22 protein-coding genes and 1 tRNA gene are annotated in these 25,866 nt (G+C 73.5%); 8 read left to right on the top strand and 15 right to left on the bottom strand.

The features are described 5' to 3' along the window. Positions 1-21: 21 nt before the first annotated feature. Both OG310_RS28080 and OG310_RS28075 read right to left on the bottom strand, forming a co-directional pair. Positions 22-840, bottom strand: coding sequence for an SDR family NAD(P)-dependent oxidoreductase (locus tag OG310_RS28080; RefSeq protein ID WP_329458641.1), 819 nt, complete (start codon positions 838-840; stop codon positions 22-24). Continuing rightward, entirely contained in the window at positions 837-2,156 is a 1,320-nt protein-coding gene (locus tag OG310_RS28075; protein WP_329458640.1) for an enolase C-terminal domain-like protein, read from the bottom strand. Before OG310_RS28075 ends, OG310_RS28080 begins: the two co-directional genes overlap by 4 nt. Before the next feature lie 326 nt (positions 2,157-2,482). Between OG310_RS28075 and OG310_RS28070 the strand changes: the two genes are divergently transcribed. Beyond that, entirely contained in the window at positions 2,483-3,646 is a 1,164-nt protein-coding gene (locus OG310_RS28070) for a PAC2 family protein (protein ID WP_329458639.1), read from the top strand. 169 nt (positions 3,647-3,815) lie between these two features. On the opposite strand, the gene mshC is transcribed toward OG310_RS28070, so the two are convergent. From mshC to OG310_RS28050, 4 genes are all read right to left on the bottom strand, one after another. Beyond that, complete coding sequence (mshC, locus tag OG310_RS28065) at positions 3,816-5,045, bottom strand: cysteine--1-D-myo-inosityl 2-amino-2-deoxy-alpha-D-glucopyranoside ligase (protein WP_329458638.1); 1,230 nt, start codon at positions 5,043-5,045, stop codon at positions 3,816-3,818. A gap of 57 nt (positions 5,046-5,102) precedes the next feature. Next, positions 5,103-6,140 (bottom strand): SCO1664 family protein, encoded by a 1,038-nt coding sequence (locus tag OG310_RS28060; RefSeq protein ID WP_329458637.1) that lies wholly within the window; start codon positions 6,138-6,140, stop codon positions 5,103-5,105. Positions 6,141-6,154: 14 nt separating this feature from the next. Next, a complete protein-coding gene (locus tag OG310_RS28055; RefSeq protein WP_329458636.1) occupies positions 6,155-6,745 on the bottom strand; it encodes a DUF3090 domain-containing protein in 591 nt (196 codons plus the stop codon). A 112-nt stretch (positions 6,746-6,857) separates the two neighbouring features. After that, complete coding sequence (locus OG310_RS28050) at positions 6,858-7,544, bottom strand: histidine phosphatase family protein (protein ID WP_329458635.1); 687 nt, start codon at positions 7,542-7,544, stop codon at positions 6,858-6,860. Between the two features lie 72 nt (positions 7,545-7,616). On the opposite strand from OG310_RS28050, the gene corA reads away from it, so the two are divergent. Beyond that, positions 7,617-8,633 (top strand): magnesium/cobalt transporter CorA, encoded by a 1,017-nt coding sequence (gene corA, locus OG310_RS28045; protein ID WP_329458634.1) that lies wholly within the window; start codon positions 7,617-7,619, stop codon positions 8,631-8,633. 228 nt (positions 8,634-8,861) lie between these two features. Here the strand turns inward: corA and OG310_RS28040 are convergent, their stop codons facing one another. Together OG310_RS28040 and OG310_RS28035 are read right to left on the bottom strand one after the other, a co-directional pair. Next, positions 8,862-9,656: a ferritin-like domain-containing protein gene (locus OG310_RS28040; RefSeq protein ID WP_329458633.1), complete on the bottom strand. Its 795-nt coding sequence runs from the start codon at positions 9,654-9,656 to the stop codon at positions 8,862-8,864. A gap of 311 nt (positions 9,657-9,967) precedes the next feature. Further along, positions 9,968-11,020, bottom strand: a complete 1,053-nt coding sequence (locus OG310_RS28035) for an LLM class F420-dependent oxidoreductase (protein ID WP_329458632.1) — start codon at positions 11,018-11,020, stop codon at positions 9,968-9,970. A 142-nt stretch (positions 11,021-11,162) separates the two neighbouring features. On the opposite strand from OG310_RS28035, the gene OG310_RS28030 reads away from it, so the two are divergent. Beyond that, entirely contained in the window at positions 11,163-12,143 is a 981-nt protein-coding gene (locus tag OG310_RS28030; protein WP_329458631.1) for an aldo/keto reductase, read from the top strand. Between the two features lie 176 nt (positions 12,144-12,319). After that, positions 12,320-14,710 (top strand): helix-hairpin-helix domain-containing protein, encoded by a 2,391-nt coding sequence (locus OG310_RS28025; RefSeq protein ID WP_329460427.1) that lies wholly within the window; start codon positions 12,320-12,322, stop codon positions 14,708-14,710. 74 nt (positions 14,711-14,784) lie between these two features. Here OG310_RS28025 and OG310_RS28020 read toward each other — a convergent pair whose 3' ends face one another. After that, a complete protein-coding gene (locus OG310_RS28020) occupies positions 14,785-15,447 on the bottom strand; it encodes a hypothetical protein (RefSeq protein ID WP_329458630.1) in 663 nt (220 codons plus the stop codon). A gap of 47 nt (positions 15,448-15,494) precedes the next feature. Here OG310_RS28020 and OG310_RS28015 point away from each other — a divergent pair, with 47 nt between their 5' ends. Then, the gene (locus tag OG310_RS28015; RefSeq protein ID WP_329458629.1) at positions 15,495-15,683 is read left to right on the top strand and encodes a DUF5703 family protein; all 189 of its coding nucleotides are present in this window, start codon (positions 15,495-15,497) and stop codon (positions 15,681-15,683) included. A gap of 95 nt (positions 15,684-15,778) precedes the next feature. Here the strand turns inward: OG310_RS28015 and OG310_RS28010 are convergent, their stop codons facing one another. The 3 genes from OG310_RS28010 to OG310_RS28000 all read right to left on the bottom strand — a co-directional run bounded on the left by OG310_RS28010 (position 15,779) and on the right by OG310_RS28000 (position 18,523). After that, complete coding sequence (locus OG310_RS28010; protein ID WP_329458628.1) at positions 15,779-16,630, bottom strand: chaplin; 852 nt, start codon at positions 16,628-16,630, stop codon at positions 15,779-15,781. 134 nt (positions 16,631-16,764) lie between these two features. Beyond that, positions 16,765-16,998, bottom strand: coding sequence for a chaplin ChpH (gene chpH / locus OG310_RS28005; RefSeq protein ID WP_329458627.1), 234 nt, complete (start codon positions 16,996-16,998; stop codon positions 16,765-16,767). Between the two features lie 199 nt (positions 16,999-17,197). Continuing rightward, a complete protein-coding gene (locus OG310_RS28000; RefSeq protein ID WP_329460426.1) occupies positions 17,198-18,523 on the bottom strand; it encodes a M20/M25/M40 family metallo-hydrolase in 1,326 nt (441 codons plus the stop codon). Between the two features lie 130 nt (positions 18,524-18,653). On the opposite strand from OG310_RS28000, the gene OG310_RS27995 reads away from it, so the two are divergent. Next, a tRNA-Leu gene (locus OG310_RS27995) sits at positions 18,654-18,741 on the top strand. Positions 18,742-19,401: 660 nt separating this feature from the next. Next, positions 19,402-19,974, top strand: coding sequence for a winged helix-turn-helix domain-containing protein (locus OG310_RS27990; RefSeq protein WP_329458626.1), 573 nt, complete (start codon positions 19,402-19,404; stop codon positions 19,972-19,974). A 180-nt stretch (positions 19,975-20,154) separates the two neighbouring features. Here the strand turns inward: OG310_RS27990 and OG310_RS27985 are convergent, their stop codons facing one another. Next, positions 20,155-21,585, bottom strand: coding sequence for a CAP domain-containing protein (locus OG310_RS27985; protein WP_329458625.1), 1,431 nt, complete (start codon positions 21,583-21,585; stop codon positions 20,155-20,157). A gap of 106 nt (positions 21,586-21,691) precedes the next feature. Here OG310_RS27985 and OG310_RS27980 point away from each other — a divergent pair, with 106 nt between their 5' ends. Continuing rightward, positions 21,692-22,876: a DUF1266 domain-containing protein gene (locus OG310_RS27980; RefSeq protein WP_329458624.1), complete on the top strand. Its 1,185-nt coding sequence runs from the start codon at positions 21,692-21,694 to the stop codon at positions 22,874-22,876. A 164-nt stretch (positions 22,877-23,040) separates the two neighbouring features. Here OG310_RS27980 and OG310_RS27975 read toward each other — a convergent pair whose 3' ends face one another. Continuing rightward, entirely contained in the window at positions 23,041-23,541 is a 501-nt protein-coding gene (locus OG310_RS27975) for a MarR family winged helix-turn-helix transcriptional regulator (protein WP_329458623.1), read from the bottom strand. 344 nt (positions 23,542-23,885) lie between these two features. Then, positions 23,886-25,832, bottom strand: coding sequence for an N-acetylmuramoyl-L-alanine amidase (locus tag OG310_RS27970; RefSeq protein ID WP_329458622.1), 1,947 nt, complete (start codon positions 25,830-25,832; stop codon positions 23,886-23,888). Between the last annotated feature and the right edge of the window lie 34 nt (positions 25,833-25,866).

Genomic DNA, 25,866 nt, shown 5'->3' with positions numbered 1-25,866 from the left:
TCCTTAGATATGTATGTCGGCTCAGGTGGCGGGGCGCAGGCGAAGACCCTGCATTCCGCCGTCGACCGCGAGCGCCGTCCCCGTGACGGCGGACGCGGCGGGGCTGGCGAGATGGACGACGGCGGCCGCGACCTCATCGGCGGTCACCAGGCGTCCGGTGGGCTGGCGCGCGTTCAGCGCCGCGCGCTCGGCCTCCGGGTCGGGCGCCTGGTCGAGCAGGCGCCCCACCCAGGGGGTGTCGGCGGTTCCGGGGTTCACGCAGTTGACGCGTATCCCCTCCCGGACGTGGTCGGCCGCCATGGCGAGCGTGAGGGAGAGCACCGCGCCCTTGCTCGCGCTGTACAGGGCCCGCTCGGGCAGTCCGGCGGTGGCGGCGATCGAGCAGGTCTGGGTGATCGAGACGCAGCCGGGCGCCCCTGCCGCCGCCCGGCGCAGGTGCGGGACGGCATGACGGGCCGTCCGCACCATGCCCATGACATTGACGTCCAGCACCCTGCGCCACTCGTCGTCCGCGTTGTCCAGGACGGTGCCGACGGCGCCGGTACCGGCGTTCGACACCACCGTGTGCAGCGCGCCGAACTCGGCGGCCGCCGCGTCCACCGCCCTGCGCACGGCCTCGTCGTCCGTGACGTCCGCCGCGAGGGCGAGCGTCCCGGCGGGCGCGCCCGCCGTCGAGCGGTCCAGTACGGCGACCCGGGCGCCGCGCGCGAGCAGCAGCGCCGCGACGGCCGCGCCGATCCCCGACGCGCCCCCGGTCACGAGCGCGCCCAGCCCCTCGAAGTCCCGCGCCACCGGGTGCGCGGGCACGGCCGGTACGTTCCCCTCGGTCGGTCGGGTCACGAGGCTGCCTCCTTCTCGGCACGGCGGGCCCGCCACACGGGCCCCTCGGGAAAGCTGTACGCGGCGATCGACTCCGGCAGCATGCGCGCGGAGAAGCCCGGCGCGGTAGGGGCCGTGTAGTTCCCCGAGACGATCACCACCGGGTCGGCGAAGTGCTCGTGGAGGTGGTCGACGTACTCGATGACGCGCCCCTCCTTGCTGCCCGAGACCGCGACGTAGTCGAACATCGCGAGGTGCTGCACCAGTTCGCACAGGCCCACACCGCCGGCGTGCGGGCACACCGGCAGGCCGTACTTCGCGGCGAGCAGCAGGATCGCCACGTTCTCGTTCACACCGGCCACCCGCGCCGCGTCGATCTGCACGAAGTCCACGGCTTCGGCCTGGAGCAGCTGTTTGAACACGACGCGGTTCGCCACGTGCTCACCGGTGGCCACCTTCACGGGCTGGCCGGACCTGATGGCGGCGTGGCCCAGTACGTCGTCGGGGCTGGTCGGCTCCTCGATCCAGTGCGGCTCGTACGGCGCGAGCGCGGACATCCAGCGCACCGCGTCGGCCACGTCCCAGCGCTGGTTGGCGTCGACCGCGATCCGGATGTCGGGACCGACCGCCGCACGGGCCAGGCGCATCCGGCGCACGTCGTCCGCCAGGTCGCCGCCGACCTTCAGTTTGATCTGCCCGAAGCCGTCGGCCACGGCCTGCTTGGCGAGCATCACCAGTTTGCTGTCCGAGTAACCGATCCAGCCAGGCGACGTGGTGTACGCCGGGTAGCCCTCGGCATGCAGCGCGGCGACGCGATCGGCGCGGCCGGCCTGCGCGGAACGCAGGATCTCCAACGCCTCTTCCGGGGTGAGCACGTCAGTCAGGTAGCGGAAGTCCACCAGCGAGACGATCTCCTCCGGCGTCATAGCGGAGAGGAACTCCCAGACCGGCTTGCCCGCCTGACGTGCCGCCAGATCCCAGGCCGCGTTCACGACGGCGCCCGCCGCCATGTGCATCACGCCCTTCTCCGGCCCGAGCCACCGCAGTTGGGAGTCGTGCGTCAGATCCGTGTAGAGCGAGGTGAGGTGGGCCGCCGTGCGCGGTGCGGGCCGGCCGACGACGTAGCCGCGCAGCGCCTCGATCGCCGCCGCCGTCACATCGTTGCCGCGGCCGATGGTGAAGCAGAAGCCGTGCCCTTCCACGCCGTCCGTGGTACGCAGGACAACGTAGGCGGCGGAGTAGTCGGGGTCCGGGTTCATGGCGTCCGAGCCGTCGAGCTGTTCCGAGGTGGGAAAGCGGATGTCGTGAACCTCGAACCCTGTGACGGTCTGACTCATGCACGCGCTCCCTCAGGGGAAGAGAAGAACATCGGATCTCTTTGGTCATCCGATGTATAGCGCCGCCCACGCCGAAGCGTCCAGAGGTCGGACGCAAATTGAGGTCACAGATCGGATGACTGACGCACTGAGGGAGCCGATCGGCCCCACAAGGGGGGACATGAGCCGTGCGGACGCGCTCCACCCGCCACGCCGGACGGGCCCGCGCCCGCAGCGGGCCCGGACAGCCGTTCCGGCCTGCTCCGGGCGTACGCGGGACTGCGGACGGGCAGCTGTGAAGCCGTAAGGTTGGTCCGTACGACAGAGAACTTCGGAAGGAGGCCTGGGTGATCGAGCTCGAGGGAGTTCCCGAGCTGATCGACCCGGTCATGGTGGCCGCGTTCGAGGGCTGGAACGACGCCGGAGACGCGGCGTCCACGGCGGTCGCCCACTTGGACCGGGAGTGGAAGGGCGAGGTGTTCGCGGCGCTCGACGCCGAGGACTACTACGACTTCCAGGTCAACCGGCCCACCGTCTTCATGGAGGACGGCGCGCGCAAGGTGACGTGGCCCACGACACGGCTGTCCGTGGTGCGGGTGGCCGGTGACACCCCGCGGGACCTGGTGCTGGTACGCGGCATCGAACCGTCGATGCGGTGGCGTTCCTTCTGCAACGAGATCCTGGGCTTCGCCCACGAACTGGGCGTGGAGCTCGTGGTCATCCTGGGGGCGCTGCTCGGCGACACCCCGCACACCAGGCCCGTGCCGGTCAGCGGGGTCACATCCGACGCGACGCTGGCCCGGACGATGGACCTGGAGGAGACGCGCTACGAGGGACCGACCGGCATCGTCGGCATCCTCCAGGAGGCGTGCACGCACGCGGGTGTGCCCGCGGTCAGCCTGTGGGCGGCGGTGCCGCACTACGTGTCGCAGCCGCCGAACCCGAAGGCGACGCTCGCGCTGCTCAACCGGCTGGAGGACCTGATCGGGGTCCGTATCCCGCTGGGCGAGCTGAGCGAGGACGCCCGCGCCTGGCAGCTCGGAGTGGACCAACTCGCGTCGGAGGACAGCGAGGTCGCGGAGTACGTGCAGTCGCTGGAGGAGGCGCGGGACACCGCGGAGCTGCCGGAGGCGTCGGGCGAGGCGATCGCCCGCGAGTTCGAGCGGTATCTCCGACGGCGCGACGGCGAACCGGGCCGCGGCACCGGGGCCGGGACCGCCGGCCGGGCGACGGACACGGGCACGGGAGGCGCGGGCCGTACGTGGCCCAAGCCGTCGCGCGGCAGCCACGACCAGGAGCCGGCGCCCGCCAGGGATTCCGACCGCTCCCCCGGGCAGGACCGGGGCCCTGAACCGCCCGCGGAGGACGACGGGGAAGGCCACGGCCCGGAGGGTACCGGCGGCGCGGAGAGCCCGGACGGCAGCGGCGACGGCCGGAAGGACCACGGCGCGGGGCCGGAGCCGGACACGGGCCCGGACTCCGGCCATGAGGGCGACGCGTCGCAGGACTGACCTCCGCGGCGCGGGACGGATCGCGTACGGCGCACCGGCCCGGGTGCGGACCGCGCTGCCGCCGGCCGCAGTCAAAAGGAGGGGCGCTGTTCCCCGCCACCGGATCGGGTGGCGGGGAACAGCGCCCCTCCTGCATGCTTCCGCGCGCCGACAGGCGCACCGGCCGTCCCTACAGCGCCACACCCAGCAGCGCGTCGACCGTGCGCGTGACCAGGCCGGGCGCACCCTCGTCCGTGCCGCCCTCGCTCTCCTGCACCGCGACCCAGCGGTCCACGGCCGCCAGCGCGGCGGGCGCGTCCAGGTCGTCGACGAGCGCCGCGCGGACCTCCTCCACCAGTGCGTCCGCGGACGCGCCTTCCGGCCGGGAGACGGCGGCGCGCCAGCGCGCCAGCCGATCGCTCGCGTCGGCGAGGACCTGGTCGGTCCACATCCAGTCCGAGCGGTAGTGGTGGGCGTGCAGCGCCAGCCTGATGGCGGCGGGGTCGACACCCTGCTCGCGGAGCGTGGAGACGAAGACCAGGTTGCCCTTGGACTTCGACATCTTCTCGCCGTCCAGGCCGACCATGCCCGCGTGCACGTACGACGTGGCGAAGGGGTGCTCGCCGGTCAGCGCCTGGGCGTGCGAGGCGCCCATCTCGTGGTGCGGGAAGGCCAGGTCGCTGCCGCCGCCCTGGACGTCGAAGGCCATGCCCAGGTGGTCGAGCGCGATGGCCACGCATTCGATGTGCCAGCCGGGCCGGCCGGCGCCGAGGCTGCCGCCGTCCCAACTGGGCTCGCCGGGACGGGCCGCCATCCACAGCATCGGGTCGAGGGGGTTCTTCTTGCCCGGCCGCTCCGGGTCGCCGCCGCGCTCCGCGGACAGCACCCGCATGGCGGCGGCGTCGAGACGGGACACCTCGCCGAAGTGCGGGTCGGCGGCGACGGAGAAGTACGTGTCGCCCTCCAACTCGTACGCGGCGCCGGCCTCACGCAGCCGCTCCACCAGGGGAACGATGCCGGGTATGGCCTCGACCGCGCCGATGTAGTGCTTCGGCGGCAGCATCCGCAGCGCCGTCATGTCCTCGCGGAACAGGGTGGTCTCGCGCTCGGCGAGCGCCGTCCAGTCCTCGCCGTCGCGCTGCGCGCGCTCCAGCAGGGGGTCGTCCACGTCCGTCACGTTCTGCACGTAGTGGACCTGCCGACCGCTGTCCAACCACACCCGCTGCACGAGGTCGAACGCGTTGTACGTCGCCGCGTGCCCCATGTGGGTCGCGTCGTACGGCGTGATGCCGCAGACATATATCCGTGCGACGGGTCCCGGGGTGAGGGTGACCCTGTCGTCCGTCGAGGTGTCGTGGATCCGGAGGTCGCGGCCCTTACCGGGCAGGGCGGGGACATCGGAAGCTGGCCAGGCATGCATGTCATGAGCGTAACCGGACGTCGTATCCGGATACGACCCGGACGGCGGGCCTGATCGTCAGACCGGCGGCCAGGGGATCGCGGGCCACTGTCCGGACGGCTCGGGATGCCGCCCGGTGTGGCGCAGTTCACGTACGCGGGCCCGCAGCGCCTCCGTCTCGGCGGGCGTGATGAGCGCCGCCAGCCGGGTGGCGAGCGGCGCGCCCTCCGCGAGCTCCTCCGCGAGCCGGGCGAGGACCGTGAGCGCCTCCTCGGGCAGCGGTTCGCCCGCCCATCCCCACAGCAGGGTGCGGAGCTTGTCGTCGGCGTTGAACGTGACGCCGTGGTCGATGGCGTACAGACGCCCCTCGGGCGACGTCAGCAGGTGCCCGCCCTTGCGGTCGCCGTTGTTGATCACCGCGTCCAGCACGGCGAGGCGGCGCAGCCGCTCGTCGTCGGCGTGCACGAGGAGCGCGGTGAGCCCCTCGCCGACCTCGGCAAGCCCGATCGCCTTCCAGCCGTCGACGGTCTCCTCACCGGCCACCAGCGCGAGCTGCGGCGTGAGCAGGGTGAGGACCGCGTCCGCCTCGGCGCCCGGCGGGGCGTCCCCGTCCGGGGCCGCCGCCTCGGCGTCCCCGTCGGCATCGCGTGGGCCCGTGGCCCCGTCCGCATCGCGTGGGCCCGTGGCCCCGTCCGCGACCGGGTCCCGCAGGTCCCCGGCCTCGTCCACGTCCGGGAGCCCGTCCGTGTAGTCGTCCTCGTCCTCGGCCTCGACCTCGTCGAGCGGCTGCCCTTCGATCCAGAGCTGGATCATGCCCTCGCCGTAGGGGCCCTCCCGCAGCACCGTCGGCGGTACGAGACCCCAGCCGGTCGCCTCGGACACCTCGTACGCGGCGACCTCCCGCTGCGCGAGGGTACCGTCGGGGAAGTCCCACAGCGGGCGCTCCCCCGCCACCGGCTTGTAGACGCACGCAGCCTCGACGCCCCGGTGGGAGACGGTGCAGTACAGCACACCGTTCGACGCCTCGCGTATCCGGCCGCGCACCGTCAGTTCGCCCTCGCGAAGCAGGTCCGCCACAGACACCTGTGCCCCGGTCCCGCCCGCCACCGTGCTCATTTCGCTCTCCCCGCTCACGCGCCCCGCCGGTATCCGTTCTGGCGGGGGCACACGTGCCCCTCCGGGTCCAGTGGCAGGCTGCACAGCGGGCACGGCGGACGGCCCGCGTTCACGACGTGCAGGGCGCGCTTGGCGAAGGCCCTGGCCTGGGAGCCGCTCATGCGGATGCGGAGCATCGGCGGACCGTTCTCCTCGTCCTGGAGCAGCCGCTCCTCGGCCTCGGCCAGGTCCTCGTCGGTATCGGCGTCCAGCTCCACGAGGGCCTGGGCCTCGACGATCATGCGCTGCTCGTCGCCGTCCCAGGCCAGAGCCATGGTGCCGACGCGGAACTCCTCCTCGATCGGCACGTCGAGCGGCGCGGAGTCCGAGACGTCGGAGGGGGCGACCGCGGGCACGGGGGCGTTCCCCCCGCTGCGCCGCACGACCTCGTCGAGCAGTTCGTCGATCCGCTCGGCGAGCGCGGCGACCTGGGTCTTCTCCAGGGCGACGCTGGTCACGCGCCCCGCGGCGGACGCCTGGAGGAAGAACGTACGACGTCCAGGCAGCCCGACCGTGCCGGCCACGAAGCGGTCCGGCGGGTCGTAGAGGAACACCTGACGGGACACGTCCTGTCTCCCTTGGGAAGTGAAGGAATGGGCGCCGCTGCGACGCTCACACCGGCCGCCGCCGGCGGCCGGTGACGCGTGCACGGCGCGTCCACCCTACTGCGCCCGGCGATCACGGCGCGCCCGCGCCGCCGCCCACGGCCCCAGGACCCTCGCTCTCCGCCTCGCGGGGCACCAGGGCCCCGAGATCCTCGGTGTCACCGAGCCTGAGGAGGTACGGCCGCAGCCGGGTGTAGGCGATGGCGGTGACGGAGCACGGGTCGACGTTCAGCCGCTGGAACAGGTCGAGGTGCATACCGAGCGCGTCCGCGACGATCGCCTTGATGATGTCGCCGTGCGAACACATCAGGAAGACGGCGTTCTCGCCGTGCTCCGCCTCGACGCGCTCGTTCCACTCCCGTACGCAGGCGACCGCCCGCGCCTGCATGGCGGACATCGACTCGCCACCGGGGAACGAGGCGGCGGCCGGGTGCTGCTGCACGACCTGCATCAGCGGCTCCTCGTTCAGCTCGGCGAGCTTGCGGCCGGTCCACTCGCCGTAGTCGCACTCGCCGATCCGGTCGTCCGTGACCACCTCCGTGCCGGGACGCGCGTCCAGCAGGGGCTGGAGGGTCTCGCCGCACCGCTGGAGGGGGCTGGAGACGACGGCGGCGAACGGGATGCCGTCGAGGCGGGCGGGCAGTGCCGCCGCCTGCGCGGCGCCCCGCTCGTCGAGTGCCACACCGGGAGTCCAGCCCGCCAGCAGGCCGGAGGTGTTCGCGGTGGAGCGTCCGTGACGTACGAGGATCAGCGTGGCCATGACGGCAAGCCTAACCACCTCGGGGAAGACGCCTGGTGCCGCTGTGGCGTGGGGGGAGCGCGACCGGGAAGAATGCCCGGCGTGATCGTGGACTGTGCCATCTACCGCAACGGCAGCCGTACGGACGGGCCCGAGGATTTCTCGGACGCCCTGGACGAGGCGCGCGCCACCGGCGACGCGTTCTTGTGGATCGGGCTGCATGAGCCGTCGGAGAAGGAGTTCTCCCTTGTCACGAGCGAGTTCGGGCTCCACCCACTCGCCGTCGAGGACGCCCTGACCGCACACCAGCGGCCGAAGCTGGAGGTCTACGACGACTCGCTGTTCATGGTGCTCAAACCGGCGACGTACGAGCCCGAGAGCGACACGGTCACCACCGGTGAGCTGATGGTCTTCATAGGGGATTCGTTCGTGGTGACGGTCCGCCACGGTGAGGCGGCCTCGCTGTCCGTCGTCCGCAGCCGGCTCGAGAGCGAGCCCGAGGTGATGAAGCACGGGCCGACGGCGGTGCTGTACGCGGTGAGCGACGCGGTGGTGGACCACTACATCGACGTGGCCGCCGAGCTGCAGAGCGACCTGGAGGAGGTGGAGGCCGAGGTCTTCGCCCCGACGTCGGACACCCGCGCGAGCGAGCGGTCGGCGACGGCGCAGACCACGGCCGCCCGCATCTACAACTTCAAGCGTCAGGTCCTTGAGTTCCGGCGGGCGACCGGGCCGCTCTCGACACCCATGCAGAAGCTTTCGGGGGCGGCCGTGCCGTTCGTCGACGCGGGGTCGCAGCCGTTCTTCCGCGATGTCAACGACCACCTCGCGCACGCGAACGAAATGGTGGAGGGCCTCGACCGGCTCCTGACCGACGTGCTGTCCGCGCATCTCGCGCAGATGGGGGTGCGGCAGAACGACGACATGCGGAAGATCTCCGCCTGGGCGGCCATGGCGGCGGTCCCGACCCTGGTGGCCGGCATCTACGGCATGAACTTCCAGCACATGCCAGAACTGCGCTGGACCTGGGGCTATCCGGCCGTGATCGCGTTCATGCTGGTGGTCGTGACCGGTCTGCACCGGACGTTCAAACGGCGCGGCTGGCTCTGAGCCGCCCGCGGCCACACGTGGACACTGCGGCGGGGCCGGGGAGTCCCGCGCCCCCGGAAGCCGTACCGGGCCGGCCGGCCGGACCACGGAAGCGACCGGACGTGCGGCGCGCGGCCGGTACGACGATGCGCGGCCGGACGGACGGGACGGTGCGCGACACGCGTCGGCGGGGGGGCCGCACACCGTCGTACCGGAGCCGGGGATCGCCCCGCACAATGTCCTGCCGGGTCAGACCGCCGGGACCGGGGCGGCCTCGGGAGCCGGGCCGCCGAGTGCGTCGCGGCGCTCCGGCGGCGCGAGACGGGTCATCCGCCGCCAGCCGCCGAGTCGCTCGTACGCGTACATGCCGTTGATCCCGGCGGCGAGAGCCGCGGCCTTGGGCGCGGACCAGCCGAGGATGCTGCCCATGTGGTCCATGACCGCCAGGCTGACCTGGCGGTAGACCGCCATCTCGACGCGGGCGCACGAGACGAGCGAGTCGAGGATGAACCGCCCGTAGCCCTGCCGGGCGAGGCGCAGCAACTCCTCGTGGCAGTAGGCGAGGTGATTGTCCTCGTCGTTGCTGATCATCTTGACGGCCCTGCCCACCTCCGGGTCGTCCGCGAAGTACTTCTTGAGCATCTCCATCTGGTCGCTGGCGCGCTGCTCCGTGACCCTGCTGTGGGCCAGGTACACGACGATGTCCTGCTCGGTGAGGGGCTCCTCACGGCGCAGCTTCTCGTGGGCGAGCCCGATGCCGCGGTGTTCGAGCAGGAGGGTGTAGTCGGTCTCCAGCGGCACCTCGACCGGGTCGAGACCACGCTTCTTGAGGAGCGCGTTGAAGATCCGGCCGTGCTTCTCCTCGTCGGCGCCGTGCCGGGTGATCTTGGGCGCGAGTTCGCCCATGCTGCGGGGCACGAGGGCCGCGATCCTGCCGTTCTCCCAGCCGCCCTGGGCCTCGCCCGACGCGGCGATGGAGCAGAACAGCTGGAACGCACGGTCGTCACCGACCATTTCCTGGAACAGACTCTGGGCCGAGAGCATCTCTGACTACCTCCATCTGGACAGATGTCCGCAAAAAACGAGTCAAAGCGGACGGGACGACGGAGGCAACAGGTGGGGCCCTCGACTGCGCCAAAAGAAGGACAGCCGCCCGCGTAACCGCGCGCGGCCCGGTGCGTTGTCCTGAGTGACGCGGCTGTGGCGGGGAGACCCCCGAGCCCCCACCACAGCCGCACGGCTCAGCGTGCCCGCCGGGGGCGGGGTGGGGGAAGGCACAGGGGCTGGGGTACGGGCGGGGTTGGGGTACGGGGTTGCGGGGGCTGGGGTACGGGCGGGGGTTGGGTGCGGGGGGGTTACTCGGCGAGGCCTGCGCGCTCCAGGGCGTCCACGCCCACGCGCAGCGCCGCGACCCGCTGCTCCAGCGTCAGGCCCGCTGGGGCCAGGGTCAGGGTCGTGACACCGACCGACGCGTACGCCTGCATGCGATCCGCGATCCGCGCCGTCGAGCCGAGCAGCGCCGTCGAGTCGATCAGGTCGTGCGGGACGGCGGCCGCCGCGCCGCTCTTGTCGCCTGCGAGGTACTTGTCCTGGATCTCCGCCGCCTCCTTCTCGTACCCCATGCGGCCCGCGAGACGGTTGTAGAAGTTCTGCTTCCTGCTGCCCATGCCGCCCACGTACAGCGCGGTGTACGGGCGGAACTGGTCCGCGAGCGCGGACACGTCGTCGCCGGTCGCGAGCGGCACGGTCGGGCAGACGTCGAAGCCGTCCATCGTCAGGCCCGCCTTCTCCCGGCCGGCCCGCAGGTGCGTCAGCGCCGTCTCCTCCAGGTGCTCGGCCGCCGGGAAGATCAGCAGGGCGCCGTCCGCGATCTCGCCCGTCTGCTCCAGGTTCTTCGGCCCGATCGCGGCGATGTAGAGCGGGATGTGCTCGCGCTGCGGGTGCACGGTCAGCTTGAGCGGCTTGCCGGGACCGTCTGGCAGCGGCAGCGTCCAGTGCTCACCCTCGTACGACAGCCGCTCGCGCGACATCGCGCCGCGCACGATCTCCACGTACTCCCGGGTCCTGGCCAGCGGCTTGTCGAACCGCACGCCGTACCAGCCCTCGGACACCTGGGGCCCCGAGACGCCGAGGCCGAGGCGGAACCGGCCGCCGGAGAGCGAGTCGAGCGTCGCGGCCGTCATGGCCGTCATGGTGGGCTGCCGCGCCGGGATCTGCATGATCGCCGAACCGACGTCGATGCTCTCCGTCCTGGCCGCGACCCACGACAGCACGGTCGGGGCGTCGGAGCCGTACGCCTCGGCCGCCCAGCACACGTCGTAGCCGAGGCGGTCGGCCTCCTGTGCGACGGCGAGGTTGTCGCCGTCCATCCCCGCACCCCAGTACCCGAGGTTGATGCCGAGCCGCATTCCCGCACCCGCTCCCTAGTCGCCCTACTCACCAGTAATGTCCTGTGCCTGGGACTGTAGCGCGCGCGGTGCGGGGCCGTCATGGGTGCGTTGTCCCCAGCCCTTACTCGGCGTGGCGTCCCGGCCAGTAATCTCAGCCCCCATGGAGCAGAGGCATCTCGGCAGTACGGGACTGCGCGTGTCCCGCATCGGGCTCGGCACCCTGACCTGGGGCAGGGACACCGGCGAGCACGATGCGGCGGACCAGTTGAAGGCCTTCTGGGACGCCGGGGGCACGCTGGTCGACACGGCGGACGTGTACGGCGGCGGAGACGCGGAATACCTGCTCGGGCAACTCGTCGAGCGGCTGGTGCCGCGCCGTGACCTGGTGATCGCCACGAAGGCGGGCAGCGTGCCGGACCCCGACCGTCGCTTCGACGGCTCGCGCGGCCACCTGCTGGAGGCACTCGACGCCTCGCTCGACCGTCTCGGCACGGATTACGTGGACCTCTGGCAGATCCACGCCTTCGACCCCGAGACCCCGCTTGAGGAGACCCTGCACGCGCTGGACATCGCGGTCACCAGCGGACGGGCCCGGTACGCGGGCGTATCGAACTTCTGCGGCTGGCAGCTGGCGAAGGCCGCGACCTGGCAGCTCGCGGCACCGGGCATACGGACGCGCCTCGCCAGCACGCAGATGGAGTACTCGCTGCTCCAGCGGGGCGTGGAGCGCGAGGTGCTGCCCGCCGCGCTCGACCTGGGGGTCGGACTGCTGCCGTCCTCGCCGCTCGGACGGGGCGTACTGACGGGCAAGTACCGTCACACGACTCCCCCGGACTCGCGGGGCGCGACGGACATGGCCATGTTCGTGGAGCCCTACCTCGACGGCGCGGCGAGCAGGATCGTGGACGCGGTCGCCACGGCGGCCGACGGCCTGGCGACGAGCCCGCTCGCGGTCGCGCTCGCGTGGGTGCGCGACCGGCCGGGCGTGGTCGCGCCGATCGTGGGCGCGCGCAACGCGAGGCAGCTCATCGAGGCGTTGTCGGTGGAGGGCCTTAGTCTTCCTGACGAGATCTGCCGGGCGCTGGACGACGTGTCGGCCCCGGTGCACCACTATCCCGACCAGGACTGGAGCACGCTGTGACGACGGACCGCGACGCGGACGAGGCGACCGTCGAGGAGGCGGGCGCGGACGCGCCGGATGAGGCGCGGGCGGGCACCGGGCATGGCGCCGGGACACGGGAGCCGGGCGGACAAGCGCGGACGGCGGAGGAGCCCGCAGGAGCCGATCGAGCCGAAGGGGACGGCGGGAGCCCCGAGATGGCGGACGAAGCGGTCGAAACGGCCGGGACGGGCGAGCCCGGGGAGGCCTCCGGGCAGACCCCCGGGGAGACGTCCGGGCAGACCCCCGGGGAGACGTCCGGGCAGACGCCTGACAGTGCGTCCCCGAAGACGCCTGCCGCCGGCGGGACGGCCGAGGCGGGGGACGCGTCCGGCAAGGCCGAGGGCGACGAGGCGGCTGCGGCGGGCGAGGCCTCCGGCACGGGGGACGCGGCCGAGAAGGCCGCCGAGCTGAGCGAGGCGCAGGCCGAACTCGCTGCCCAGCGCGAGCTGCGCCGGCGCATCGACCAGCGCAAGGCGGACAAGGCGGGGCCGGTCGCGGCAGGCGCCAAACTCAGCGGCCACGCGGCCGACCTGCTGGCGGCCGTCCGCGCGGTCGAGAGCGGCGGTACGCCCGATCCTGTCGTCCTGCGGGCCGCGCCGGCTCCCGTTCCCGCGCAGTCCCCCGCCGGCGCCGCCCCCCGGCCCGCGCCCCTGTCCGGCGGAGCACCGCCCCCGGAAGCGCTCGCGGCGGTTCGCGGGGTCCTCGGTGAGGGCGGCGCCCCCGAGTCCCTGGCGGGGCCGGTCGCCGGCGCTCTCGGGGAGCACGCGGGCGAGGTCCTGCGCCAGGACCCGTGGCAGCTCCTGGCCGTGCCGGGCGTACGGCCGGAGCAGGCGGACGGGTTCGCCAGGGCGCTGCTCGGCGCCGAGTGCGGCCCGGGCGACGAGCGGCGGGCCGTCGCCCTGGTCGTGTGGCTGCTGGAGCGGGCCGCCGTCCAGGGCCACACGGCACTCGAAGCCTCCGCCGTACGCGCCGGGCTGGCGGGGCAGGGCGTACCCGACCCGGACGGGGCCGTGCGCCACGCCGTGGCCGAGGGCGCCGTGCTCGTCTTCCGCGAAGAGGAGGAAGGCGCGGGCGAGTACGGCGAGGACGGCGAGGACGAAGAGCCGGGGGCCGGGGCCGAGCCGGACGCGGAGGACGGGACGGCACCCGACGAGCGGGACACCGCCGCGGACGCGCCCGTACTGCTGGGGCTGGATCGTTTCGCACTCGCCGAGGAGAGCCTCGCGGACGGGCTCGCGCGTGTGGTGAAGACCGTCGCGGAGCTGCCTCGGGGGCCCTGGACCGAGGCGGAGCGGGCGGCCCCCTCGCCGTCCGCCGCCGAACTGCTGCGGGCCGTCGCGGAGCACGGTCTCGTGCTGCACACCGGCGGCGAAGCCGCGCGCGCCGAGCCCGTCGCGCTCGCGGCGGCGGCGCGGGCGCTGGGGCTGCGTACGGCTCTCGCCGTGCACAGCGAGAACGGCCGGGACCGGCTGGGTGCGCCCGGCGCGGCGGACGGGTCGCGGGGGGCGGACGTCGTCACCGTGGCCGGGCTGCTCGCGGGTGCCGAGGGCCCGGGGCGGGACGCCGACGGCATGTTCGCGCTCGATCTCCTGGTGGTCCTCGACGCCCCGCAGCTGGACGTGGAGACGGCGGCCATGCTGGTCGAGTCGCTCGCGGACGGCGGCAGGCTGGTGCTCGGCGGCGACCCCGGCGTACTGGGGTCGGCGGGCGCGGGCCGGGTCTTCGGCGATCTGCTGGCCGCGCGGATCTGCCCGCAGATCGCGTCGAGGACGCCGGACGCGGGGCCGATCGGCGAGCTCGTCTCCGGGATCGGCGTCGGCGAGCTGAACCAGGTGCCCGCGCCCGACAAGGAGATCGTGATCGTCCCGGTGCGGGACGCCGGCGAGGCGGTGCACCGCACGGTCCAGCTGGTGGCGGAATCCGTGCCGCGGGCGTTCGGGCTCGCGGCCGGGCAGACGCAGGTCGTCACGGTCGGCCACGGCGGTGCCGCGGGGACCCGCGCGCTGAACACCGCGCTCAAGCAGCGGCTGGCGCCGGGGCCCGGCAGGTTCGGCGGGTTCGATCCCGGCGACCGGGTCGCGTACGTGCCCTCGCCCGGGCGGACGGTGCAGGGCGTGGTGGTCTCGGCGGAGGAGGACGGCCTGCGGGTACGCCTGGACGGCTCCGGCACCTCCGACCGCTCCGGCACCTCCGGCAGCGGCGAGAGCACCGGCGGCGGCGCGGGAGGCGTCACGGTGACGGTGGCGAGGGAGCGGGTCGACATCGAGCTGCGGCACGGCTGGGCGCTCACCGCGCACCAGGCCGCCGGGATGCGCTGGCCCGCCGCAGTGGTGGTGCTGCCGGGGGACGCGGCCGGGGCACTGACGCGGACCTGGGTGTACACCGCGTTCGGGCGGGGTGAGCGGCACCTGTCGGTGGTGCACGGGGTGGACCAGGCGTTGCCGAAGGCGGTCGCGGAGGGCGAGCGCCCCTCGGCCGGGCGCTGTACCCGGCTGCGGGCGCTGCTGGAGGGCCTGCTGGCCCCGGACCCGGAGCCGGCGCCCTAGACAGTGCCGCGAGCGCCGCGGAGCCGCCCACCTCACGGTGGGCGGCTCCGGGCGCTTGTGATCCTGCGGGAGGGCTACGCCTCCTGTTCCTCCAGGTCGTCCACGTCGGCGTCCAGGTCGTCCTCGTCGAAGACCGCGCTCACATCGAAACGGCAGACGACCTGCTGCGGGTCCGCCTGCTCGAACGGGGACGACAGCCACTCACCGGGTTCCGGGAGGTCCTCCACCGCGGAGACCCAGAGCGTCGAGTCGCCCTCCTCAAGGCCGAATTCCTTGTGCCGTGAGGCGATCTCGTCCGGTTCGTACTCGCCGAACAGCACGCCGAGTGCCGCGTGCACACTGCCGGCGACGACCGCTGCCGCACCCGCCGCCGTGACGACGTCGTCGTCCGCGTCGGCGATGCGCTGTGCCTGTGCGACGAGCCGCTCCGGTTCGACCACCGCGTAGTCGCGGCGGATCAGCACGCTGAGGGCGTGTGGCTCCTCGGGCCCCGCGTAGGGCGGAAGGGAGTCATCCGGTTCCGGGATCTCGAAGGGGGTCACCTCGTCGTACCGGTTGTAGAGCCGTTCGTCGTAGACCTCGGCCGCCGCCGCCAGCGCGTTGAACGCCTCGGAAACGGCCTGGTCGTCCTCACCCGTGCGGTTCTCGACTGCCGCCAAGTGCCGGTCGAGGGCGGCCTTGACCGCCTCGGCGGCGGCGCGTACGTCGGCAGCGGTGGGCTGCGCAGCATCAGACATAGAGCAGACGCTATCCGTATCCGGGGTCTGGTCGCACAATAGATGCGATGCCGGAATACGAATTTGTCGACGTGTACGTGCCCCGCGGGGTATCCCGCACGGACGCCGCCCGTCTGCTGACGGACCATGCCGAGTACGGGCACTGGGAACTGGACCGCCTGAGTCTGCACCGGGACGGCAGCCGCAGGGTGCGGCTGCGCCGGCGCATCATCCGACAGGTACGCGCCACCTGGTGAGCGCCATCCCGCCCGCGACAGCGGAACGAGCCCCGCCCGTGTGAGAGGTGCGGGGCCCGTCCCGGTCTCCGTGTGTGCCCACGCGCCGAGTGACGTTACGCGGCGGCGCGGGAACGGCGGTAGAGGATGGTGCCTGCGAGCAGCATGCCCGCCGCCGCCGGGACCGCGATCCCGAGGCCTTGCGAACCCGTGTGCGCGAGCTGCGCGACCGGCACGGTCCTGGGCACCGTCCGGGGCTCCGGGGCGTTCGGCACCGGCGGGATGTTGCGGTGGGTCGCCGTGTGCGGGGCGGGCGGGGTCACCGGCGTCCCGGGGTGGTGCGGCGCCGGGGGTGCCGGCGGTGTGTCCACGTTTTCGCACGACTGGCCGGTCAGCGGGTTGAGCAGGCCGACGACGTCGACACCGAGGCCGCAGACGTTCACGGGGATGTCGATCGGGATGCCCACACTGTTGCCCGAACCGACGCCCGGGGAGTGGGACGTGTCGCCGCCGGCCGTCGAGCCGCCGCCCGCGTGCGAGCCGCCGCCCTGGTGACCGCCACCCGCGTGCGAGCCGCCACCCTGGTGGGACCCTCCGCCCTGGTGACCGCCGCTGTGCGTACCGCCCTGCGAGCCACCACCGTGCTGGGACCCGCCGCCCTGGTGGGACCCTCCGCCCTGGTGGCCGCCGCCGTACTGGGAGCCGCCGTGCGCGCCACCGTTGCCGGAGGCGTTGACGCAGTTGTTGCCCATCGCCGGGTTGAGCAGTCCGACGACGTTCACGGTGTTGCCGCACACGTTGACCGGGATGTGCACCGGCACCTGCACGTTGTTGCCGGACAGCACGCCCGGCGAACCGACGGCGCTGCCCTCGGCTCCCGAGTCGGCGTGTGCCACTCCGCCACCGAGGGCGATGACGCCGCCCGCGGCCGCGAAAGTGATCAGGCCCTTGCGCGTGCCCTGTCTCATCTGAAGTTCCTGCCTTCTGCCATGCGGAATTCCCCCGGTCCACGCCGGGGACGGGATACCCAGTGGCCCCGGAGTGCATGGCGCGCACTCCGGGGCCACCCGGATTCGGGCCCTGTGCGGGCCGACCTACAACGTCACGCGTTGACGCAGGTGTTGCCGAAGGCGGGGTTCAGCAGCCCGATCACAGAGACCGTGTTGCCGCACACGTTCACCGGGATGTGCACCGGCACCTGGATGACGTTGCCGGAGAGAACACCCGGGGACTGCACAGCGGCGCCCTGGGCACCCGCGTCGGCGGAGGCCATACCGGCGCCCGCGAGCACCAGACCACCGGTGACAGCCGCAGCAGCGACGACCTTCTTGATCATTGTTCCTCCTCGTTGGCAAAGCGCGGCCCCAGCTGCGGACCGCACACCTGTAACGAGGAGGGACTAATGGGGCTACGAGCTTATGGTCGGATTCACTCGTCCCCGTGAGGGTGCCGGACACACGAACGAATCACGCGTCAGGGACGCGGCGCCGACGGCCGGTGGCGGCGGCCGTCGGCGCGACCCGGGGCGGGGCCGCTCAGCAGTGGTCGATGAAGCGGTCGAGCACGCGGGTGCCGAACTTGAGGCCGTCGACCGGGACCCGCTCGTCCACGCTGTGGAACATCCCGGCGAAGTCCAGCTCGGGCGGCAGCCGGAGCGGCGCGAAACCGAAGCCGCGGATGCCGAGGTCGTCGAAGGACTTCGCGTCCGTACCGCCGGAGAGCATGTACGGAACGGCGCGCGCGATCGGGTCCTCCGCGCTGAGCGCGATCTGCATGGCGTCGACCAGGTTGCCGTCGAACGTCGTCTCCACCGCCTTGTCCGCGTGCACGTCCTCGCGCCGCACGCGCGGGCCGAGGACGCGGTCGAGGTCGGTGAGGAACTCGTCCTCGAAGCCCGGCAGGAAGCGTCCATCCACGTGCGCGGTGGCCTGCCCGGGGATCACGTTGACCTTGTAGCCCGCGCCGAGCATGGTCGGCGCCGCCGAGTTGCGCAGCGTCGTCCCGACCATCTTGGCGATGCCGCCGAGCTTGGCGAGCGTGGCCTCCATGTTCTCCGGGTCGAGGGGGGTGCCGAGCGCGTCGGACAACTCGTCCAGGAAGGACCGCACGGTCTTGGTCACGCGCACCGGCCACTGGTGCCTGCCGAGGCGGGCCACGGCCTCGCAGAGCTCGGTGATCGCGTTGTCCGTGTTGGTCATGGACCCGTGGCCGGCCGTGCCGTCCACGGTCAGCTTCATCCAGTGCATGCCCTTCTCGGCCGTCTGGACGAGGTACAGGCGCAGATCCTCGCGCGCGTCGAAGGAGAAGCCGCCGACCTCGCTGATGGCCTCCGTGACGCCCTCGAACAGGCCCGGGTGGTTGTCCACCAGGTGGCGGGCGCCGTACGTGCCGCCCGCCTCCTCGTCGGCGAGGAAGGCCAGCACGATGTCGCGCGGGGGCTTGCGGCCGCTGCGCATCCGGTCGCGCACGACGGCGAGCGTCATCGCGTCCATGTCCTTCATGTCGATCGCCCCGCGGCCCCACAGGCAGCCGTCGGCGATCTCCCCGGCGAACGGATCGTGCGTCCAGTCGTCGGCGTTCGCCGGGACCACGTCCGTGTGGCCGTGGATCAGCAGGGCGGGCCGGGACGGGTCCTCACCCTCGATCCGGGCCACCGTGGAGGCCCGGCCCTTGTGGGACTCGAAGATCTGCGGTTCGAGACCGACCTCGGCGAGTTTCTCCGCCACGTACTCCGCCGCCGCGCGCTCCCCCGGCCCGGAGTGGTCGCCGTAGTTGCTGGTGTCGATCCTGATCAGGTCGCGGCACAGGTCGACGACCTCGTCCTCGCCCGCCAGGGCCCGCTCCGCGCTCGGCTCGCTCACGCTGCTCACTCCCACGATCGTTGCTGGTGATCCCCCCATGGTGCCCCGAGCACCGGCGTGATCGAAGGCCCCCCGAAGTTTGCTATGGTTTTCCACGTCGGAACGGCCGGAGGCCTCCGGCAGACACCTTGTCCGGGTGGCGGAATGGCAGACGCGCTAGCTTGAGGTGCTAGTGCCCTTTATCGGGCGTGGGGGTTCAAGTCCCCCCTCGGACACCAGTGAAGACCCCAGGTATCTGGGGTCTTCTGCTTTTTCCCGTCGGGTTTTCCCGCCGCGCCTTCCCCGGTGAGGTTTTCCGGTCAGGAACCGATCCGCGAGCGTCCCTGTCCGGGCGCTCGCGGATCCGGCATCGCGCGCCCAGGCGCGGCGCCGCGGGGACCTGCGGGCGCGGCGGATCGCGGTGCCGCACCCGCCCCGGCCGGCCGGCCGGTACGAAAGCCCGGAGCCGGGAGCAGGCTCGTTGCGGGTAAGGGTCCGGAGCGCCGCATGGTGAGACGTCAGCCGACCGGCGTTGACGGCCCAGCGCCGGGGGTGGGAGCCTGCTGCCTGTGAGCCAGGCTGAGTTTCTCGTATCGCGTTTGGACGTCGATCTGCGACGTAATGCCAGCGCGATCTGTGCCGACGGCCGCTGAGTCCCTTCCCGCGGTGCCCCGCCCGCTGAGCCGTCGGCTCGTGCGCGCCACCGCCCCGAAGGCCGGCTGAACTCCCCCGCCCCGATCGCCCGGTCCGTCCTCGCCCGCGCCGTCGCGCGCGACTCGGCCGGGGTCTCTCCCGCGGGCCCCGGCCCACCGGCCGCGTCCCCGGATCTCGCCTTCCGTGACCGTCGAGCACGTTCTCCGCCGCGCCTGTCACGCATCTCCTCACGAAGGAGCCCCACCGTGCAGCAGCCCATCGAGATCCTCACCGAGGACACCAGCGACGCGCAGCCCGCCACCCCGCGGCGCCTGCGGGTGGTGACCACGGGCGAACCCGCCCAGCATCTCGTCACGTACGTGGTCCTCGCGCCGACGCATCTCGCGCCCGAGGACCTGTTCTCACCGCAGGTCGTCGTCCACCCGCAGGCTCTCGGGAACCCACCGGTCGCCGACTCCGGGCGGGCGCGCCTCGCCCCGGCCGGGGGCCGGCCGGCGGAGCGCTCCCCGGACCGCCCGGGGTCCGCCATCCGGGTCGACCTCGAACAGCGCACCGCCCAGGTCGACGGGCGGCCGCTGGACCTGACGTACCTGGAGTTCGAGGTGCTCGCCCACTTCGTCGCCCATCCCCATCTGGTGCATTCGCGTACACAGTTGCTCGAACTCATCTGGGGTTACCACTACGCGGGCGACGGAAGGACCGTCGACGTGCACATCGCCCGGCTGCGCAGGAAGCTCGGCCCGGCACACCGGACGGCGATCCACACCGTGCGCCGCGCCGGGTACAAGTACGTGCCCGCGCGGCCCGCTCTCGCGTGAGGCACGGCCCCCCGCCGTCCGGGCCGGTCGCCCCGCGTGGTGTCCGGACGGCGGGGCATCGCACTCGCCCGCACGCCGGCGGCCGTCGGCGCTGCGAACCGGGCGCCCGGAGCCGTCGGTCGGCCCGGAGGGGCCGCCCGGGTCCCCCCGGCGCCGTTCTGCGCGCCGTCCTGCGCCCCGTCAGTGCGCCATGCCGAACAACTGCGTCCAGTACGTGCCCGACCGGCCCCCGGTGGCGTAGCCGACGCCGATGTGCGTGAAGTCGGGGCGCAGGATGTTGGCGCGGTGCCCGGGGCTGTTCATCCAGCCCTCCACCACCTCGGCGGCCGAACGCTGGCCGCAGGCGATGTTCTCCCCGATGCCCCGGTGCCGGGCCCCGGCGGCGCGGGCCCGGTCCCAGGGCTCGCGCCCGTCCGGGTCGGTGTGGGCGTAGAAGTCTCGGGTGGCCATGCCCGTGCTGTGGTCCTGGGCGGCGTGCGTCAGCAGCGGGTCCACGGCGAGCGGCCCGAGTCCCGCGGCGGCCCGCTCGGCACCGGTCAGGCGGACGACCTCGGCGGTGAGCCGGGCCAGGCCCTCGGCGCTGAAGGGGGAAGCCCACACCGCCGTCCAGAACACCCCGCCCGCTCCCCCGCCGGCCTCGGCGCGGCCGATGCCGGCGTGGGTGTACGCGGCGTCGTGGAACGGCGCCCGGGTGCCCGGCCCGGACAGGCAGTACGCGACGAATCCGGCGGCGTCGCGCGGGCCGGACACGAGGTGTTCGCCCAGGGCCAGGCACGAGAAGCCGGCCTCGCCGACGCGCTGGTAGAGGGTGACGCCGTCGGGTGCCTCGACGGTGAGCGACCCGTGCGCCGCCATGGCGGCGGCGTGCCGCGTCGCGGCGGCGCAGAGCCGGTCGTCGAGGGCCACGGGCGCGGCACCCGAGCGTACGCGCTCGGCGTCCACGAGCGCGGCGTACCCCTCCACGCCGGCGGCCGGCCCCCGCGCGGGCGGGGGTGCCGGCGGCGCCGCCCGCGGCGGTTCGTCCGCGGACGGGCGCGGCGGTGCGGGCGGGAGCGCGCCCGAAGCCCCGTCGTCCTCGACGTCCACCCCGAAGTCGCGGGCGATACCGGCGAGGCCGTCCGCGTACCCCTGGCCGAGGGCCCGGAGCTTCCAGACGGCGCCCCGACGGTAGACCTCGGCGAGCAGCAGCACGCTCTGCCGGGTGACGGGCGGCGGGCGGAAGGTCGCGACGAGGATGCCGGACACGGCGCCGGGCCCCCTGCCCGATCCGGATTCCGGGGGCGCGCCGGTGCCCGGGGCGCGCACGCTGAGCACCGGCGCGGGCAGCGTGGCGAGCGGGGTGCCGGGGTCGGCGGCGCTGAGCACGAGCGTGACGCGACTCGCGCCGGGCCGCAGCCGCCCCGGGTCGACGCGGACCGTGCTCGCGGCGCCGTCGGAGCCGACCTCGACGCCCGGCGCGCGGGGCTGGTTGAAGAAGACGAAGTCGGCGTCCCCGGTGACCCGGCCGTCGTCGCCGGTGACCAGCGCGGACACGTCGAAGGGGCCGGGGACGCGCAGTATCAGCGCGCCGTCCGGCAGTTCCTGGTTTCCCCCGGGGACCAACTCGGCCATTTCCGCCCCTCGCTGTACGGCACACCAGGACAAACGCGGGCGGGCGGCGCACGGTTCCTGGCGGGTGCGCCGACGGCGGCGGAGGATCGCTCGGTAGGGTCGGCCGGTGGACAGTACACGAAGGGCCGCGGCGCGTTCGTTCGCACGGCCGTGGGAGCCCGCGACACGGATCGAACGGGAGCTGAGGGCCGCCGCCGGCACCGGCGACCCGGACGCCTTCCTGCGGGTGCTCGCCGGGTGCGACCTGTTCCTGTACGTGCCGAGGGAGCAGGCGGACACCGGCGGATCGGTCCGCTGGGGCACCTGCAGGGACCGGGCGGGCGCCTGGTGTGTGGCCGTGCGCACGGCGGGCGAGCGGCTGCCCCGGCGCGCGGGGACGGTGGTGCAGCGGACGTCGCTGCGCTCGATGGCGGAGCTGTGGCCCGACGCGCGTTTCGGTCTGTGCGTGAACCCGGGGACGCCGACGGAGATGACCTTCCCGGCCCGGCCCCGGCACCGGCGGCGCTGGCTCAAAGCGGTGCGCGTCGGTGGCCAGGACCCGGCCGGCCCCCGCCCGGTGGCGCTGCTGACGAAGTACGACGGGCCGCGGAGCGGGCTGCTCGCGCAGGCCCTGGCCTGCGGCGCGCCGCTGGCCGTGCGCAACGGCGTGCTGTGGAACGAGATCGGCGACGTGTACGACGACTACGCCCTCGACGGGCAGTTGCTGCGCGAGTCGTGGGGCACGACGACGCACGCGCACTGGCAGGTCCAGATGGACGCGCTGCTCCAGGCGCGCAACAGCCCCGGCGAACCGGAGTTCGTCCTGGACGTGCGACGGCAGCTGGCCGGCGCGGACGAGGTGCGTGTACCCCTCGACGTATGGCGCGCGACCTGCGCGACGGCCCTGGCGGACCTCGGCGCGCCCGACGGCCTCGGCCCGCTCATCCAGGAGCTGATCGGGCGGATCCTGCGCTACGAGGCCCGCTTCCGGGCCGACGGACTGCTGCCGCCCGAGGGGTATGTGCGCAGCGCGGCGGCGTACGACTACGGGCGCGCGGTCAACTTCGCCCGCTGGGGCCTGAGCGCGCGGCTGTGCGGCGGCCAGGAGGCGCGGGACGCGATCCTGCGTGCGGGCGCGCTCGCGGGCACCCGCCACACGTCGTGGGAGGACTTCTCGGCGGGGTACGCGCTGGGGCGGGTACTGCGCTTCGACACCGAGGAGTTCGGCGAGTGGTACGAGAACGTGCTGGAGCCGCACCGGGTGCTGACGGGGGACCCGGAGAGCCCCTGGCGGACCCTGCCGTGGGACTGAGGTATCCGGGCGGGGCCACGCACCGTGCCCGGGCGACCCGGGCGGACGGCCCGCCGCCCGGCCGGACGGTGGCGGTCGGCGGGCGGGCACCCGGACGGTGAGGTAGCCGGCCGGCGGGCCGCCGGGGCGGAGATGTCAGCCGGCCGGCCGCCGGGACGGTGATGTCAGCCGGCCTGCGGGCCGCCGGGACGCCCGGGGCAGTGCAGGCCCATCTGCGGCCCCGCGAGCACCGCTTCGAAGATGGCCCGCAGCTGCCCCACCTGGTCCCGGTCGAGCTGGTCGAAGAGGACCGCGCGCACCTGGCGCACATGGCCGGGCGCCGCGGCCTGAAGGACCCCGAAGCCGTCGTCCGTGAGCGTGGCCAGGGTGACCCGGCCGTTGGTGGGGTCGCGGTGGCGCCTGACCCGGCCGCGTTCCTCCAGCTTGCTGACGATGCGGGAGAGACGGCTCGCCGAGAAGCGCAGCCGCCGCGCGAGCCGGGTCATGGTCAGTGTGCGGCCCTCGGCCTCGGAGAGCATCGCCATCAGCAGGTATTCGGTGTGGGGCAGCCCCGAGTCGTGCTTGAGCTGCCGGTCCAGGGCCTCGGGCAGCGCGTTGACGGCGCGCACCAGGGCGTGCCAGGCGGCGGACTCCTCCGCGTCGAGCCACGGCACGTCGTCGGTCATGGCTGCATTCTTCCATCAGGGCATCGCTTGAAACGGCAAGCTTGGATCCCGCTGTGCCGGGCCGACCTGCGGCGCGGGACTCCGTCGGGCCCGGGCGGAGCGAGCACGGGTGCCCCGCGCCGGCCGGGGACGGTGCGTGCCGGCCGCCCGCGTCCGTCCTCGGCCGCTCCCGGTGCTGCCGCCTCGCGACGCGGACACCCCTCAACGCCCGCCCGGTCCCGGGGTGGTGGGGACGCGAGCGCCTCGCCCGCCCATGACGGCGGGGACCGTGAGGGCGGGCGGCCGTGGCGGGCCGTGCGCACAGCGTCCCCGCCGGGGTCCGCCCCCCGCCGGGACCCGTCACGTCAGTTGCTGAGCGAGGAGTTCACCGCCGCCATGTCGACGAGGGCGACACGGTGGTTGAACTGGATGGTCCAGAACTTCCGCGCGCCGGTGACCACCGTGGCGCTGGAGGCGAAGTAGTCGTCCGCCCCCGCCGCGGGCCCCGTGGCCACATAGCCCTGTCCCTCGGGGATCGTGTACCTGCTGAGCGGGGCCATCGTGGAGGGGGTGAGGCCCGCGGGGTACGCGGACGGGTCCGGGTAGGCCGCGCCGTACACCGGTACGCTCGCGGGCCCCGTGCCCTTCGCCCCGACGATGCGCGCGCCCGGGGCCGGAGTGGTGTTCGCGCCACCGGAGTTGAGGATCCAGCCCTTCTTGCCCGCGTACCAGATCGCCGTCCAGTTCCCGCTGGTCCCCGCGACCACGTACTGCTGGCCCGCGGAGACCGTGCCGCCCCAGTCGGCGATGCCCGTGGTGCCCTCACCGCCGGCGTGGACGTACGGGTCCGCGACGACCGGCGCGCCCGGGTCGGGCGCGGTGCGCACGGGGAGGAAGTTCGACGGTGCGCGCCGGCTGGTGCACGCCGGGGTGGCGCCCGACGGGTCGTCGGCCGGACAGATCTTCGCGGTCTGGACGTTGGCCGCGAAGGACGGCGTGATCGTCACGGCGGTGCCGACCGCGCCCACACCGTGGGAGGAGGGCGCCGGGACGCCGAGCAGGGCCATGAACCGGTTCCAGTCCCAGTACGGTCCCGGATCCCAGTGCATGCCCGCGACCGTGCCGTCGGTCGGCGCCGGTACGTTGTCGTGGCCGATGATGTGTTCGCGGTCGAGCGGGATGCCGTACTTCGCCGCGAGGTACGTCACGAGGTCCGCGGTCTCCTGGTACTGCGCCTCGGTGTACCAGGTGGCGCCCTGGGCGGCGTAGCCCTCGTGCTCGATACCGATCGAGTGCATGTTGAACCAGTAGTTGCCCGCGTGGAAGGCGAGGTCCTTGGTGGGCACCATCTGGGTGACGGAGCCGTCCGAGGACTTCATGACGTAGTGCGCCGAGGCGCCGCCCGCCGTCTGGAACAGCCTGACCGCGGCGTCGTACGACGTCTCCGTGTCGTGGATGACGAGGTACTTGACGGACATGCCGTCATCGGGCCGGTCGGCGACCTGGCCGTTGGACGGCGACGCGGCCACGAACCGGCAGCTCACCGTGGCCGGGCACTCGGTCGCCCGGGCCGAGGGACCGGGCTGGGCCGGGGCCTTCGGATACGCCCTGACGAGTTGTGCGGCCGAGGGCCGCAGGGCCGGATCGCCCGCGAAGGCGACGCGCTGCCCCTGGTCCGCGGTGCGGCTCGCGCCGGTGCGCAGCGTGGCGTAGACCCGCGCCGCGAAAGCGCCCGCGGTTGCGCGGTCGACGGCCCGGCTGTAGCGGGCGACGGCCCCGTACCACTGTGCGGGGCCGGCGGGTGTGCCGCCTGTGAGGGTCTTCTCGTACGAGGCGAGAAGGGCGGTCCCACCGCGGATGTTCGCACCGCTGTCGGTGCGCAGTGCCGCGGGTGACGCGCCGGTGAGGCGGGCGGCGGTGGTCAGTGTGTGCAGTGCGGGGTCTTCGGTGAACGAGGCGATGTCACCGCGTCCCGCGGCTCCCGCGCCGCCCGCGCCCGCCATCTTCGCGGTGACGTCGGTGAGGTTCATGGGGCCGTAGCCGCCCCCGGTGCTGAACCGGCCGGGGTGCGCGTCCCACCGCGACTCCTCGTAGGCCAGGGCGAGCAGGACGGAGGCGGGAACGTGGAACTCCGCCGCCGCGGACGTGAAATCGGCCTGCCGCGTCCCGGCGGCGGCGCCCGCCGCAGGACCGGGTGCGGGTGCGGCGGTGGCGGAGGTGGTGGTCGCGGGGAGGAGCGCAAGGCAGCCCGCGGCGAGTACGCCGCTGGTGAGAGCCGCGAGGAGGGGGAGTCTTGTCCTGTGCTGGTGCATGCGGGGGCCTCTCGTGCACGTTCGGGACAGATCG

The organism is Streptomyces sp. NBC_01497 (assembly GCF_036250695.1).
Lineage (GTDB): Bacteria > Actinomycetota > Actinomycetes > Streptomycetales > Streptomycetaceae > Streptomyces.
Note: the sequence above shows the minus strand (reverse complement) of the source record. Positions and strands in the feature narration are given on the sequence as shown.

Excerpts from the sequence above, each read along its gene's own strand:
- OG310_RS28075 (WP_329458640.1), bottom strand. The coding sequence starts at position 2,156 with ATGAGTCAGACCGTCACAGGGTTCGAGGTTCACGACATCCGCTTTCCC.
- mshC (WP_329458638.1), bottom strand. The coding sequence starts at position 5,045 with ATGCATGCCTGGCCAGCTTCCGATGTCCCCGCCCTGCCCGGTAAGGGC.
- OG310_RS28060 (WP_329458637.1), bottom strand. The coding sequence starts at position 6,140 with ATGAGCACGGTGGCGGGCGGGACCGGGGCACAGGTGTCTGTGGCGGAC.
- OG310_RS28050 (WP_329458635.1), bottom strand. The coding sequence starts at position 7,544 with ATGGCCACGCTGATCCTCGTACGTCACGGACGCTCCACCGCGAACACC.
- corA (WP_329458634.1), top strand. The coding sequence starts at position 7,617 with ATGCCCGGCGTGATCGTGGACTGTGCCATCTACCGCAACGGCAGCCGT.
- OG310_RS28040 (WP_329458633.1), bottom strand. The coding sequence starts at position 9,656 with ATGCTCTCGGCCCAGAGTCTGTTCCAGGAAATGGTCGGTGACGACCGT.
- OG310_RS28035 (WP_329458632.1), bottom strand. The coding sequence starts at position 11,020 with ATGCGGCTCGGCATCAACCTCGGGTACTGGGGTGCGGGGATGGACGGC.
- OG310_RS28030 (WP_329458631.1), top strand. The coding sequence starts at position 11,163 with ATGGAGCAGAGGCATCTCGGCAGTACGGGACTGCGCGTGTCCCGCATC.
- OG310_RS28025 (WP_329460427.1), top strand. The coding sequence starts at position 12,320 with ATGGCGGACGAAGCGGTCGAAACGGCCGGGACGGGCGAGCCCGGGGAG.
- OG310_RS28020 (WP_329458630.1), bottom strand. The coding sequence starts at position 15,447 with ATGTCTGATGCTGCGCAGCCCACCGCTGCCGACGTACGCGCCGCCGCC.
- OG310_RS28015 (WP_329458629.1), top strand. The coding sequence starts at position 15,495 with ATGCCGGAATACGAATTTGTCGACGTGTACGTGCCCCGCGGGGTATCC.
- OG310_RS28010 (WP_329458628.1), bottom strand. The coding sequence starts at position 16,630 with ATGAGACAGGGCACGCGCAAGGGCCTGATCACTTTCGCGGCCGCGGGC.
- chpH (WP_329458627.1), bottom strand. The coding sequence starts at position 16,998 with ATGATCAAGAAGGTCGTCGCTGCTGCGGCTGTCACCGGTGGTCTGGTG.
- OG310_RS27985 (WP_329458625.1), bottom strand. The coding sequence starts at position 21,585 with ATGGCCGAGTTGGTCCCCGGGGGAAACCAGGAACTGCCGGACGGCGCG.
- OG310_RS27975 (WP_329458623.1), bottom strand. The coding sequence starts at position 23,541 with ATGACCGACGACGTGCCGTGGCTCGACGCGGAGGAGTCCGCCGCCTGG.
- OG310_RS27970 (WP_329458622.1), bottom strand. The coding sequence starts at position 25,832 with ATGCACCAGCACAGGACAAGACTCCCCCTCCTCGCGGCTCTCACCAGC.